At 65.0% G+C, this 13,060-nt stretch carries 14 protein-coding genes; 9 read left to right on the forward strand and 5 right to left on the reverse strand.

Annotated features, from left to right (window positions below):
• Window positions 1-24: 24 nt before the first annotated feature.
• The 3 genes from BJ6T_RS06195 (at window position 25) to BJ6T_RS06205 (ending at window position 3,433) form a co-directional block, all read left to right on the forward strand.
• Window positions 25-963: a dihydrodipicolinate synthase family protein gene (locus BJ6T_RS06195; protein WP_014491443.1), complete on the forward strand. Its 939-nt coding sequence runs from the start codon at window positions 25-27 to the stop codon at window positions 961-963.
• A gap of 392 nt (window positions 964-1,355) precedes the next feature.
• Window positions 1,356-2,756 carry a selenium-binding protein SBP56-related protein gene (locus BJ6T_RS06200; protein ID WP_014491444.1) on the forward strand — a complete coding sequence of 467 codons (1,401 nt, stop codon included), beginning with the start codon at window positions 1,356-1,358 and terminating at the stop codon, window positions 2,754-2,756.
• 83 nt (window positions 2,757-2,839) lie between these two features.
• Window positions 2,840-3,433: a hypothetical protein gene (locus BJ6T_RS06205; RefSeq protein ID WP_141379291.1), complete on the forward strand. Its 594-nt coding sequence runs from the start codon at window positions 2,840-2,842 to the stop codon at window positions 3,431-3,433.
• Between the two features lie 3 nt (window positions 3,434-3,436).
• Here BJ6T_RS06205 and BJ6T_RS06210 read toward each other — a convergent pair whose 3' ends face one another.
• The 3 genes from BJ6T_RS06210 to BJ6T_RS06220 are packed head-to-tail and all read right to left on the reverse strand — an operon-like array spanning window position 3,437 to window position 6,015.
• Window positions 3,437-4,135, reverse strand: a complete 699-nt coding sequence (locus BJ6T_RS06210) for a DUF1045 domain-containing protein (RefSeq protein WP_014491446.1) — start codon at window positions 4,133-4,135, stop codon at window positions 3,437-3,439.
• A gap of 18 nt (window positions 4,136-4,153) precedes the next feature.
• Window positions 4,154-5,347 (reverse strand): alpha-D-ribose 1-methylphosphonate 5-triphosphate diphosphatase, encoded by a 1,194-nt coding sequence (locus BJ6T_RS06215; protein WP_014491447.1) that lies wholly within the window; start codon window positions 5,345-5,347, stop codon window positions 4,154-4,156.
• Window positions 5,344-6,015, reverse strand: a complete 672-nt coding sequence (locus BJ6T_RS06220; protein WP_014491448.1) for an LbetaH domain-containing protein — start codon at window positions 6,013-6,015, stop codon at window positions 5,344-5,346. Before BJ6T_RS06220 ends, BJ6T_RS06215 begins: the two co-directional genes overlap by 4 nt.
• Window positions 6,016-6,189: 174 nt before the next feature.
• Here BJ6T_RS06220 and phnC point away from each other — a divergent pair, with 174 nt between their 5' ends.
• The 4 genes from phnC (at window position 6,190) to phnE (BJ6T_RS06240) (ending at window position 9,810) form a co-directional block, all read left to right on the forward strand.
• The gene (gene phnC, locus BJ6T_RS06225; protein ID WP_014491449.1) at window positions 6,190-6,999 is read left to right on the forward strand and encodes a phosphonate ABC transporter ATP-binding protein; all 810 of its coding nucleotides are present in this window, start codon (window positions 6,190-6,192) and stop codon (window positions 6,997-6,999) included.
• Between the two features lie 69 nt (window positions 7,000-7,068).
• Complete coding sequence (gene phnD, locus BJ6T_RS06230) at window positions 7,069-8,004, forward strand: phosphonate ABC transporter substrate-binding protein (protein WP_014491450.1); 936 nt, start codon at window positions 7,069-7,071, stop codon at window positions 8,002-8,004.
• Window positions 8,005-8,080: 76 nt separating this feature from the next.
• A complete protein-coding gene (gene phnE, locus BJ6T_RS06235) occupies window positions 8,081-8,965 on the forward strand; it encodes a phosphonate ABC transporter, permease protein PhnE (RefSeq protein WP_014491451.1) in 885 nt (294 codons plus the stop codon).
• Complete coding sequence (gene phnE / locus BJ6T_RS06240; RefSeq protein ID WP_014491452.1) at window positions 8,962-9,810, forward strand: phosphonate ABC transporter, permease protein PhnE; 849 nt, start codon at window positions 8,962-8,964, stop codon at window positions 9,808-9,810. The genes phnE (BJ6T_RS06235) and phnE (BJ6T_RS06240) overlap by 4 nt, the downstream gene beginning before the upstream one ends.
• A 142-nt stretch (window positions 9,811-9,952) precedes the next feature.
• Here phnE (BJ6T_RS06240) and BJ6T_RS06245 read toward each other — a convergent pair whose 3' ends face one another.
• On the reverse strand, window positions 9,953-10,912 hold the full coding sequence (locus BJ6T_RS06245) for an IS5 family transposase (protein WP_014491453.1): 960 nt from the start codon (window positions 10,910-10,912) through the stop codon (window positions 9,953-9,955).
• A gap of 214 nt (window positions 10,913-11,126) precedes the next feature.
• Complete coding sequence (gene phnF / locus BJ6T_RS06250) at window positions 11,127-11,858, reverse strand: phosphonate metabolism transcriptional regulator PhnF (protein ID WP_014491454.1); 732 nt, start codon at window positions 11,856-11,858, stop codon at window positions 11,127-11,129.
• 120 nt (window positions 11,859-11,978) lie between these two features.
• Between phnF and phnG the strand changes: the two genes are divergently transcribed.
• Window positions 11,979-12,443: a phosphonate C-P lyase system protein PhnG gene (gene phnG, locus BJ6T_RS06255; protein ID WP_014491455.1), complete on the forward strand. Its 465-nt coding sequence runs from the start codon at window positions 11,979-11,981 to the stop codon at window positions 12,441-12,443.
• Between the two features lie 4 nt (window positions 12,444-12,447).
• Window positions 12,448-13,056: a phosphonate C-P lyase system protein PhnH gene (phnH, locus tag BJ6T_RS06260; RefSeq protein ID WP_014491456.1), complete on the forward strand. Its 609-nt coding sequence runs from the start codon at window positions 12,448-12,450 to the stop codon at window positions 13,054-13,056.
• Window positions 13,057-13,060: the final 4 nt, after the last annotated feature.

The following is a 13,060-nucleotide window of genomic DNA, read 5'->3' on the forward strand; positions in this document are numbered from 1 at the left end:
GACGTATCAAGGATGGAGAGTTCGATGCCGGTCACCCCACACAAGGCCCAGCGCCCCTATCGCGGCGTGTTCCCGGTCGCGCCCACCATCTTCGACGAGCGCGGCGAGCTCGACCTCGAGGGCCAGCGCCGCTGCATCGATTTCATGATCGATGCGGGCTCGAATGGTCTCTGCATCCTCGCCAATTTCTCCGAGCAGTTCGTGCTCACCGATGCCGAGCGCGAAACCGTGATGCATGCGGTGCTGGAGCACGTCGCGGGCCGGGTTCCCGTGATCGTCACCACCACGCATTTCAGCTCCGCCGTCTGCGCCGCGCGCAGCCAGCAGGCGGAGGCCGCCGGTGCCGCGATGGTCATGGTGATGCCGCCCTATCACGGCGCGACCTTCCGCGTGCCCGAGAAGGGCATCGTCGAATTCTTCAAGGTGCTCTCGGGCGCGATCAACATTCCCATCATGATCCAGGACGCGCCTGTCGCCGGAACGCCGCTGTCGGTCGAGCTGCTCGCGCGGCTGGCGCGCGACTTCGCCAACATCCGCTATTTCAAGATCGAGGTGCCGGGCGCGGCTGCAAAGCTGCGCAGCCTGATCGAGGCGGGCGGCAAGGATATCGAAGGCCCGTGGGACGGCGAGGAAGCCATCACGCTGCTCGCCGATCTCGACGCCGGCGCCACCGGCGCGATGACGGGCGGCGGCTATCCCGACGGCATCCGCCAGATCATCGATCCCTATTTCGCCGGCAAGCGCGAGGAGGCAAAGGCCGCCTATGAGCGCTGGCTGCCATTGATCAACTACGAAAACCGCCAATGCGGCCTGATCGCCTGCAAGGCCATGATGCAGGCCGGCGGCGTGATCAAATCGGACGCCGTGCGGCATCCGCTGCAGCCGCTGCACCCGGCGACGCGGGCAGGGCTGCTGGAGCTGGCGAAGGAGCGGGATGCGCTGGCGTTGCGCTGGGGCAAGTAGCCTCCGCCGGCGTCCCGGACAAGCGCGCCCTAAGTGCGCGCAGATCCGGGTCTCATAATCACAGGGAGAAGTTTGGCGAAGACTCGGAGTTGCCGGCTCGCTCCATAACTACTCCCTGGGGTTACGGGTCCCCGCGTTCGCGGGGACGACACCGAATGTGATGTGAGGCGCGCGCCCCAGCCTCTCATCCCGCCGGCTTCCGTTTGGCCTGAAGGCGGCGAATCATCGCGGTTCGGGCGGTTTCCCGCGGTCCGGCGATGACATATTGTATGCTCCTTGTACGCTCGCCGACCAGGTCCGCAGAGCTTCTCAAGACGTCGCTGAGCAGCTCTTCATTATGCCGCTATTCCGAGCCAGGTTGGAGCGAGCCGACGAAACAGGGAGGCAGTGCCATGACGATGAGGCCGGATCCCACCTTTCACGCATCGCCCAAGCTGGCGATGGAAGCACCGGCGGAGAACTTTGCCTACACGCTGCTGCTCAGTCCGGATTTCTCAAAACCGGATGCTCTCGCGGTCATCGACGTCAAGCCGGGATCGCCGACCTACAGCCAAATCGTCCACACGGTGACGATGCCCAACAAGGGCGATGAGTTTCATCACTTCGGCTGGAACGCCTGTTCCTCCGCCTTGTCGCCGCTCGTCGGACATGCCTTCATCGAGCGGCGCTACCTCATCATCCCCGGGATACGCTCGTCGCGGATCTACATCATCGATACCAAGCCCGATCCGACCAAAGCCAAAATCCACAAGATCATCGAGCCCGAGGAAATCTTCAAAAAGACCGGCTACTCGCGGCCGCATACCATCCATTGCGGGCCGGACGGCGTCTATGTGAGCACGCTGGGCGGCGGCGGCAAGGACGGCACCAACGGGCCTCCAGGCGTCTTCATCATGGATTGCGAGACGTTCGAGGTCCTCGGACGGTGGGAGATCGATCGCGGTCCGCAGACCCTGCACTATGATTTCTGGTGGAACCTGCCGCGCGACTACATGGTGACGAGCGAATGGGCGTTGCCGCCGCAGTTCGAGAACGGGATCGTCGCGGAAGATCTGCTGGCGAACAAATATGGCCATCGTCTCCACTTCTGGGATCTCCGCGCCCGTCGCAACGTGCAGACCATCGACCTCGGCGCCAATCATCAGATGGCGCTGGAGGTGCGGCCTGCGCACGATCCGGTTCGCGAATACGGCTTCGTTGGCGTTGTGGTCGACACCACCAACCTCGAGGCATCGATCTGGACCTGGTGGCGCGAAGGCGGCAAATTCCATGCGGAGAAGACGGCGACGATTCCGCCCGAGCCCGCGCCAAAGGAGAAGCTCCCGCCGCTGCTGCAGGTATTTGGCGCCGTGCCGCCGCTGGTCACCGATATCGACCTGTCGATGGATGACCGGTTTCTCTATGTCTCGTGCTGGGGCACGGGTGAAATGCGCCAATACGATGTGAGTGATCCGCGAAAGCCGAAGCTTGCCGGCTCGGTTCACATCGGCGGCATCGCGCGCCGCACGCCCCATCCGAACGGCAAGGCATTTGCGGCCGGTCCGCAGATGGTCGAGATCAGCCGCGACGGCAAGCGCGTGTACTGGACCAATTCGCTGTATTCCACCTGGGATGACCAATTCTATCCCGATGGAGTTCCGGGCGTGGAAGTCATGGCCAATGTCGGTCGCGACGGCGGCCTCGAGCTCGCCAAGGATTATTTCGTGAGCTTCCCCGACGGATATCGCGCGCACCAGATCAGGCTGGAGGGCGGCGATTGTTCGACGGACTCCTTTTGCTACCCGTCGGCCTAGGCTGGCAGCACGGGAGTTGGCCGCTCGGCTGGCTGTGGCTCGCTCTTGTCGCGAGCGGTCTTTATCACGGCGTCAATCCGGGAATGGGGTGGCCGCTCGCCGTTTCGGCCGGGCTCATGGACAAGAGCCCGCGCGCGCTGTTCCGTGCGTTGTGGGCTCTGGCGGCCGGGCATCTCCTGGCAACACTTCTCGTGCTGCTGCCATTCGCGTTCCTGCTCGTGCTGGCCGAGTGGCAGCGTTCGATCCAGCTCGGCGTGAGCCTTCTCGTCATCGGCTTCGGCATCTATCGGCTGATCGAGCGGCGCCATCCGCGCACGCTGGCACGAATTCCACCAACGCAATTGGCGCTCTGGTCATTCGCCGTTGCCGTTGCTCACGGCGCGGCCTTGATGCTCGTGCCGATCTATCTCGGGCTCTGCCGGGCGTTCGAGCTCGATGCCGGCCATGAGGCGGCGGGCGCGTTGATGAAGGCAAGTCTCGGGATGGCGGTGCTGGTGTCCCTGGTGCACGTTGTCGCCATGGTCAGTGCCGGCGGATGTCTGGCGTGGCTGGTCTACCGCTATCTGGGATTGAGGTTCGTCGCGCGAAGCTGGTTCAATCTGGATGCAATCTGGGCGACCAGCCTCATTCTGGTTGGCGCCGTGGCGCTCGCCTTCAATCTCGCGAGCTGGCGCTGAGGCCTACCTCGCCAACGCCCACTCGCCGACAAAGCGGAAGCGCGCCCTGGTATCATCCTGTTTGAACAGCGCGATCCGGTCGATCGCCAGCGTCTCCAGACCGAGCGCCGCAAATCTCGCGCGCAGCATCTCCAGGATCGGCCCGCGCCGCTCCGCATCCAGCCGTCCCGTCAGCGTCATGTGGAAGCGGAATTCTTCCATCACGTACGGGTAGCCCCAGCGGTCGAGATAGTCGCGCTGCCGCTCAGTGAGCTTGTCGGGCCTGCGCCGCGCGCGGTCTTCCGCCGTCATGGGCGCGCGGAAGTCGTCGAATTCGCGGACGCAATCGGCGGCAAGTTGCTGGAGCGCACCCACCGGCTCGGTCGGAATCACCGCGATGAAGCCGCTGATGGAGTCGACGACCGGGCGGATCGACGGCATCGGCCGCGCCTTGCCGGCAAAGGCCGCGCAGGCTGCGACGAGCTCGGCTTCAGTCCTGCCGGGCGCCAGCGCCATCGGCGCCTTCAGCGTGCCGTGGAAGCCGTATTTGCGGGGATCGGCCGTGACGTCGCGCCAGTCCGGCGCAACACGCGATGCGTCGGCAGGGAACGGCACCTCGTCGCCGGTATAGACGTCGTAGCCAAGCAGCTCGGCGCCGAAGCGGGAGACGGCGCTGTCGGCGCCGGCGGCAAAGTAGATCGCGTAACGGGGAAAATCTGTCATTGTCCGAGCATAACCGGTTCAGGCCGCAACAACAGCCTCGCGCGGCGTCGCCGCCGCAGCGAGCAGTCGCGTCGCATCGGTGAGATGCACGAGCTTCCCGCCTGATACCACCGCGATCAGCCGCGGCCGCAGCGGCACGCTGTCGTCGACCAGCAGCATGTCGGCGCGGCGTCCTTCCGCGAGCACGCCGCGATCGGCGAGGCCGGTCGCGCGGGCCGGTCCCGCGGACACCAGGCTCCAGGCCTCGGTCAGCGGCAGCACGCCGTCGGCGGCGAGGCGGAACGCCGCGAGCAGTTGCGCGGGATAGTAATAGTCCGACGCCAGCACCGAGCAGAGGCCCTTCGCGATCATGTCCGAAGCCCGGGTCCAGCCGGTATGGCTGCCGCCGCGCACGACATTCGGCGCACCGTAGACGATGGCATCGCCCGCAGACGCGGCCGCGCGCGCGGTCTCCTCGTTGATCGGAAACTCCGCAATGTCAGCGCCCAGCTCGCGAAACTCCTGCCGCATCGCCGGCGTCGCATCGTCGTGCGAGAGCATCCGCACCTCGGCCGCGCGAGCAGTTGCGGCGAGCCGCGACACGGAAGGTTGCACTTCACTGGCGCGCGAAAGCACACGCTCGACCAGCCGGTCGAATTCCTCGCCCGAGAGGCCGGTGCGCTCCACCATGCGGTTGCGCTTGCGAGGCTTGGCCATGTCGGCAACGGTGCCGTGCATGTGGTCGTTGAAGGCGAACAGGTCGACGCGGCCTTCGGCGAGCCACTGGCCGATCTCTGTCTCGGCGTCGAGATTGTAGGTCTCATGCCGCAGGTGGAAACGGGTGTCGGCGGCGAATTGCGGGCGCTGCCGTTCGATCGCCTCCATCAGGGCGCGCGCATTGCCGGCGCTGCGCAGGCCCGGCTCCCACGAGCAGGTCGTGGCGTGAAAGACGGTGGTGATGCCGTTGCTGATCGCCTGGCGGTCACTGTCGGCGAGCGCGACGTCGATCGGGAAGTCGACGCCGGCGCGCGGCATCATCTGTCGCTCGAAGGCATCGCCATGCAGATCGACGATGCCGGGCAGCACCAGCAGGTTGCGCGCATCGACCGCCAGCCGCGCACGGACGCGAGAGGCATCGACCTGCGCAATGTCCGCGCCCGACACCAGAATGGAAGTTTCGACGAGCTCGGAGCCGATCAGGGCCCGGCCGCCCTCAAGGAGGATGTCTGTCACGCGACCGCGCTTCGTTTGCTGGCAGGAGAACGGGGGAAGGAGCTTGCTCGTGCTTCATACGCCGAGAGGAAATCTTCAATCCCGAGCTTGCGGAAATCGGGCAGTGCTTCACGCAATTTGTCGTGATCCCAGTCCCACCAGGCGAGCCGCGCCAGCCGTCCGGCGACGTCTTCCGAGAACCGCCGCCGCACGATGCGCGCCGGATTGCCGGCGACGATGGTGTAGGCCGGCACGTCCTTGGTGACGATGGCGCCGGCCGCGATCACCGCGCCGGTGCCGATGTTGCGGCCCGGCAGCACGATCGCGCCATGGCCGATCCAGACGTCGTGGCCGATATGGACGTGATGCTGGCGCCGCCAGTCGAAGAACTCGGCGTCGTCGCTCTCGCCCTCGAAGTAGGCGCTGGAACGATAGGTGAAATGCGCCTGCGTGGCGCGATGCATCGGATGATTGCCGGGATTGATGCGCGTCATCGCCGCGATCGAGCAGAATTTTCCGATCGTGGTGTAGGTGATCTGGGCGTCGTTCACGACGTAGGAGTAATCGCCCATCGTGACTTCAGTGAGGATCGTGCGCGCGCCGACTTCGGTATAGGTGCCGAGCCTGGTCTCGTGCAGCTTCGCCGAAGGGTCGATGGTCGGTTGAACAGAGAGCTTTTTGCCGGCCATGCTACATCCGATAGGTCGAGGGCGGGCATACCTCTTCGAGCGGCCTGATGACAACGTCATGACGATACGATGACAGGGGAAGAGGTGTGTAGGATCGCCGCACCGCGATCCGCGTGTCACACAAGTGTCAAGTGCCAGCGTTAGCGGTGGCAGCCAGCTACTCTGGAGCCCTCTATGCTGGTGGTTGAAGGTCTGACGTGCCGCTTTGGCGCAAAAGCCGCGGTGGACGACGCTTCGTTTCAAATCTCCCCCGGCGGCTTCGTCGGTGTGATCGGGCGCTCCGGCGCCGGCAAGTCGACCATGCTGCGCATGATCAATCGCCTGGCGACGCCGACGCAGGGCCGCATCCTTTTCGACGGCCTCGACGTCACGGCGTTGCGCGGCAAGGAATTGCGGCAGTGGCGGGCGCGCTCAGCGATGATTTTCCAGCAGTTCAACCTGGTCGGCCGGCTCGATGTGCTGACCAACGTGCTGATGGGGCGTCTTGCCACGATGCCGGCCTGGCGCTCGCTGACGCAGACCTGGCCCGAGCACGACAAGGCGCTGGCGATGTCGGCGCTCGAACAGTTCGATATCGCCTCGCTCGCCGCCCAGCGTGCCGACCAGCTCTCCGGCGGCCAGCAGCAGCGTGTTGCGATCGCCCGCGCGCTGGTGCAGCAGCCCGACATCATCCTTGCCGACGAGCCGATCGCCTCGCTCGACCCGCGCAACACCAAGATCGTGATGGATGCGCTGCTGCGCATCAACAAACACTTCGGCATCACCGTGCTGTGCAATCTGCATTCGCTCGACCTGGCGCGCACCTATTGCGACCGCCTGATCGGCATGGCGCAGGGCCGCGTGGTGTTCGATGGCGTGCCGTCCGAGCTCACCGACCGCGTCGCGCGTGAGCTCTACGATCTCGAAGCCGCCGACGTCATGGGCGGTGCATCTGCACCGGCGCCCGAGGGCGTGCCGGCGCTCGGAACGGCCGCGGCGGCCTGAGCGGCACAACGCTGTCACGTCCTGCTGATAATTTCGCGTCAACCGACCCCAACCGATGAAGAGGGTATCATGATCACTCGCAGACTTATTCTTGCCGGCGCCGCCGCGCTCGCATTCACGACCTCGGCCTCCGCCGACGACTGGAAAGCCAAATATCCCGAACTGACTTTCGCGGTCGTCCCGGCCGAGAACGCCTCCGGCGTCACCGAGCGCTGGGCGCCGTTCGTGAGCTATCTCTCCAAGGAACTGGGCGTGAAGGTCACGCTGCGTATCGCCAACGACTACGCCGCGGTCATCGAAGGCCAGCGCGCCGGCAACATCCAGATCGCCAGCTACGGCTCGGCGTCGTTCGCGCGCGCCCGCCTGACCGGCGTCAAGACCGACGCCTTCGCCAACGACATCAACGCCGATGGCTCGACCGGCTACTATTCGGTGTTCTTCGTCAAGGCGAGCAGCGCCTACAAGAAGGTCGATGACCTCAAGGGCAAGAACCTCGGCCTGGTCGACCCGAACTCGACCTCCGGCAACAATGTGCCGCGCTTCGAGCTCGACAAGATGGGCATCCCGGATGCCGACACCTATTTCAGCAAGGTCGTCTTCACCGGCAGCCACGAGAACGCGATCCTGGCGCTGTCGCAGGGCACGGTCGACGTCGCCGCCAACCAGTGGACCAGCGACGACGATTCCACGCTGGCGCAGATGCTGACCAAGAACATGCTGAAGAACGCCGACGGCTCGGCGATGAAGAAGGACGATTTCCGCATCATCCACAAGTCGGCGCCGATCATCAACGGCCCCTATGCTTACAATTCCGACCTGCCGGAAGACGCCAAGGCCGCCATCGCCAAGGCGTTCTTCGACGCGCCGGCCAAGGACAAGGCGGCTTTCGACCGTCTGTCCGATGGCCAGAAGAAGGGTTTTCATCCCGCCACCACCAAGGATTGGGATGGCACGATCGAGCTGATCAAGTTCGTCGATGCACTGCGTAAGAAGAAGGCGTCCTGAGTTTCAGGACGATAGCACTGGAGCCGGGTCGATGGGCCCGGCTCCTTCTCTTTGACCGGCCACTTGTCCTGACCAGATGACCGTCGCGGTTTCGATCCTCCCCCAGCAGCAACTGGCTGCGTTGAACGCGGCCTATGACCGGGCGGTCGCGCGCAAGCGGCTCCGCCTCCTGTTGGGAGTTGTGATCTTCGCCGCCGCGCTGGTTCTCGCCGCGATCGGCGCCGAAGTGAACTTGCGCACGCTTTTCACTTACTTCGGCAATTTCATCAGCTATTTCGACCGCATCCTCACACTCGACAGCGGCCAGCGGGTCTGGACCGATGCCGGCGAGTGGCTGTGGGGCTGGCGCAAATGGCTGAAGATGCTGGGCGAGACGTTGCTGATCTCCTATGTCGGCACGCTGATTGGCGCGATCTTCGCCTTCGCCTTGAATTTCTTCGCGGCCGAGAACACCTCGCCGTCGCGCTGGCTGCGCTTCGTGGTGCGCCGCCTGCTCGAATTCGCCCGCACCGTTCCGGGCATCGTCTTCGCGCTGATTTTCGTGATCGCGTTCGGCCTCGGGCCGATGGCCGGCGTGCTCGCGATCGCGATCCACTCCACCGGCGCGCTCGGCAAGCTGTTCTCCGAGATCGTCGAGAATGCGGACATGAAGCCGGTCGAAGGCATCCGCTCGACCGGCGCGAGCTGGCTCTCCTGCATGCGCTTCGCCGTGGTGCCGCAGGTGTCCGCGGGCTACGCCAGCTATGCGCTGCTGCGTTTCGAGATCAATGTCCGCGAGGCCTCGGTCATGGGCTTCGTCGGTGCCGGCGGCATCGGACAGGAACTCGTCGTCGCCATCCGCAAGTTCTATTACTCCGACGTCAGTGCCATCCTGCTCACCATCATCATCACCGTCTTCATCATCGACATCACCACGGGCTGGCTGCGCGGCCGTCTGTTCGGCAAGGAGGCACGGACGTGACGAGACCGCAGGAGGTCGACACGCGAGAGCTTCGCGCGCGCTATCCCGATGTGTTCGACCGCCCGGCCTCGGCGCGGCTCGCGATGCCCGCGATGATCGTCGCGGCCTTCGCGATCCTGGTCTACGGCCTCGTCGATCTCGACTTCTCGCCGTCGCGATTCTTTGCAGGGCTGAGCCAGCTCGGCTGGATCAGCCTGATGATGATCCCGCCCGATCCCGGCTCTTCGCTCCCGGTCTATCTGAAGGCGCTGGGTGAGACGCTGTCGATCGCGCTACTCGGCACGACGCTCGCGGCTGTGTTCGCGCTTCCGGTCAGCTTGCTCGCCGCTCGCAACGTCATACCCTCGCAGATCCTGCGCTTTCCTATCAGGCGTCTCCTCGATTCGATCCGCGGCGTCGACACGCTGATCTGGGCGCTGGTGTGGATCAACGTGGTCGGGCTCGGTCCGTTCGCCGGCGTGCTCGCCATCGCCGTGTCGGATTTCGGGGCGTTCGGAAAATTGTTTTCGGAGGCGATCGAGGGCGCCGACCAGAAGCAGGTCGAAGGCGTGCGCGCCTCCGGCGGCAGTGCTTTGCACGAGATCCGCTTCGGCCTGCTGCCGCAGGTGCTGCCCGTGATCGCCGGCCAGGTGCTCTATTTCATCGAATCCAACACGCGCTCGGCCACCATCATCGGCATCGTCGGCGCCGGCGGCATCGGTCTCCAGCTCGCCGAGCAGATCCGCGTGCTGGAATGGCAGAAGGTGTCGTTCCTGATCCTGATGATTCTGGTTGCGGTCGCCGCGATCGATTTCATCTCGAGCAAATTGCGGTTTGCGATTATTGGAAGGCGGGCGGTCGCGTAATCGTAGCCACGAACTCCACTTCCCTTCTCCCCTTGCGGGCCTGTTGCGTTATCAGCTCTTGAGGCTGAAGACGTCAGGAACGAAGGCCTTGGTCCCGGCAATTGCCTGCCAAGATCTGTAGTTGTCGCCCTCGGAGGGTGGCTCACGCGGCGATTGTGGCCCACCGCCTCATGTTGAAGGCGATCGCGGCGAGCACGACTTGCCCGGTCGCCTTGATCAGACCGACGTAGCGGATGCAGGTCAGCCGCATGCGGCGTTTGAGAGTAGCGAAGGTGGTCTCGACCTGGGCTCGGCGGCGCGCGATGAGGAGGTTGTAGCGTTTGAGCCTGGGCGGCAGTTCCGGATGATGTCTGTTGGGCCGACGAGCGATGCGGGGTTTCTTGCCCTCCGCCTTCAGCCGGGCCCGTCGGGCATGGGTGTCGTAAGCCGCATCGGCCCACACCGCAGCTTCATCGCCCCGGATCAAAGCGTCCGCAGGTGTCGTATCGTTGACGTTAGCGGGTGTGGTCAGCACCGCGCGGATCAAGCCGGATCCTTCGTCCACACCCACATGGGCCTTGTAACCGAAGGTCGAGCCGCTTTTGCCCTGCCGTTTGGCAAACCGGGCATCAGGGTCGTTTGAGGGGCGATCCTCCTTGGGCGGAGCCGAGACTGCCTGGATCAAGGTCGCATCCAGCATCGTGCCGCGCTTGAGGATCACGCCAGCATTCTCAAGCTGACGATCCAATTCGCCAAACAGCTTCTCCAGCAGGCCCTGTTCAACGAGCTGGTTCCGGAAGCGGTTCAGGACCGTGTGGTCGGGCGTCGCATCCTCAAGGCTCAAACCGACGAAGCGCTTGAACGACAACCGGTCGCCCAGCGCTTCCTCGAGTTCGCGCTCCGAAAGACCATACAGCGACTGCAACAGCACAGCACGAAACAGCACCAACACCGGATAGCCTGGTCGACCGGGGCTCCCTTCATCCCGCAAATGGCCGATCAGCTTCTCGAACCGGTACCACTTGACCAGGCCAGCCAGCCGATCCAGCGCCGCATTGGCGCCGGCCCCCTTCGGCATCAGCGCTTCCACAAAGCTCGGCTGTCCCGTCCGCTTGACCGCCATCGCTACCCTCCAAGGCTTTGCCCTAGGGAATCACAATTGACGAATTACGCAACAGCCCCCTTGCGGGAGAAGGTGGCGCGAAGCGCCGGATGAGGGGGTGCTTCGGCGAGTTCAAATACTGAGACGTGGGCGCGGAGAGAGACCCCTCACCCGTCTCGCCGCTACGCGGCGAGCCACCCTCTCCCGCAAGGGGAGAGGGTGAAGAAGAGCAGCCTCACCCGTTCTCCACCAGAAACTCCACCCGCTCCGCTGCAAAGCGCGAGTGCTTGGTCACCAGCGGCTTGCCGGCGAGATCGTGGTCGGTCGCGTCGACCACGAGGATCGGCCGTCCCAGCGGCAGATCGAGCCGCGCGGCGTCGGTCGCGTCCACGATGCCGGCGGTGATCCGGGTCGCGCCGCGGCTGTAGTCGCGGACGCCGTAATGCTCGAGCAGTTTCGTCATCGATCGCGTCGCGGCGAACACATTGCCCGCGCCCGGGAACAATTCCGCTGACAGCCAGGTGGTGGAGACGCAGATCGGCGTGCGGTCGGCGAGGCGGATCGCCTCGATCCGCACCAGCGGCGCGCCGGCCTTCAATCCCAGTTCACGCGCCAGTTCGCGGGTCGCGACGTCGTCGGACGCCTCGATCAACCGGCCATGCGGTTCGCGGCCATCGGCGCCGACGATCTCGGAGAAGCGGGTGCGCGAGCGCAAGGGATAAGCAAGGCGCTGCGCCTCGACATAGGTTCCGCTGCCGCGTTCGGCGCGCACGAGGCCCCGCTCGGCAAGTGCGGCCAGGGCGCGCCGCACGGTGTGGCGGTTCACGCGATAGGTTTCGGCGATCTCCATCTCGCCCGGCAGCTTGTCGCCGGCCGCAAAGCGGCCGTCGGCGATACCGCGCTCGATGCCGTCGGCAACGAGGCGCCACAGCGCGACGCCCGAAGAGGCTGTGTCCTGCATGCTCATGTCGCCGAGAAGCCTACTTCAGAAATCACACGTTTGTCACGAAACAGTCATGGCGCGTCCGTATCAAGTTGTCTATTATCATAGACAACTTGGATTCGGCAAGTTCTGCAGAGAGTTTCGGTGGATTTGGTGACCCAGCACAACAACCAGCAAGTCCAGCGCAAGGCCGCGATGGCCGTGCTGGCGCACGCGGAGGCGGGCGAGATCGCCGCTCGCCTCCGCGCTCTCGCCCTGCCGGCTCATCAGGAGCTGCGCGCGCCGGAAAACGGTCTCGTCATGCTGCGCGGCCGGGTCGGCGGCGACGGCGCGCCATTCAATCTCGGTGAAGCCACGGTGTCGCGCGCGGCGGTCCGGCTCGCGAGCGGCGAAGTCGGCTTCGGCTACACGCTGGGGCGCGACGGCGAGAAGGCGCGGCTGATCGCGCTGTGCGACGCGCTGGCGCAGTCCAGTGATTTCGGCGAGGCGGTGGAGCGTGACGTTATCGCGCCGTTGCGCGAGCAGCTTATGATCCAGCGCAAGCAGGCGGCGGCCGAGACCGCCGCGACGAAGGTTGATTTCTACACCATGGTGCGCGGTGAGGGGTGAGGCCATGACCACGATTGCGGAACTGCCGCCGGGTTTCGTCGACAAGGTCTTGTCGGCGCAATCGACCTTTCGTTCCGTCATGGACGCGATGGCGCGGCCGGGTTCGGTCCAGCGCATCGTACCGATGGCGGGAGTGCCCGGGCCAACGATGCGCGGCACCGCCGCGATCGCGCTGACGCTGTTCGATCACGACACGCCGCTCTGGCTCGATGCGCGGATGGCGGAGAGATCGGACGTGGTGAAATGGCTCAAGTTCCACACCGGCGCGCCGGTGGTGCAGGATCCCTCGATCGCAAGTTTCGCGCTGATCAGCGACGGCGCGGCGTTGCCGGCGCTCGAGCGCTTCGCGCTGGGCACGAACGAGTATCCGGATCGTTCGACCACCGTGATCCTTCAGGTCGAGAGCCTGGACTCGGGTCGCAGTTTCGAACTGCGTGGCCCCGGCATCGACGGTGTCGCGACGCTTCAGGCCTCGATCAAGCCTTTCGATCTGTTCGAGCGCCTGCGCATGAACGAGGCGTTGTTTCCGCGCGGCATCGATTTGGTGCTGGTCGCCGATGACGCCGTGGTTGCGATCCCGCGCACCACGCGTGTCGTGAACAAGGGAAGCTAGTCGC

The organism is Bradyrhizobium japonicum USDA 6, assembly GCF_000284375.1.
In the GTDB taxonomy this organism is placed as follows: domain Bacteria; phylum Pseudomonadota; class Alphaproteobacteria; order Rhizobiales; family Xanthobacteraceae; genus Bradyrhizobium; species Bradyrhizobium japonicum.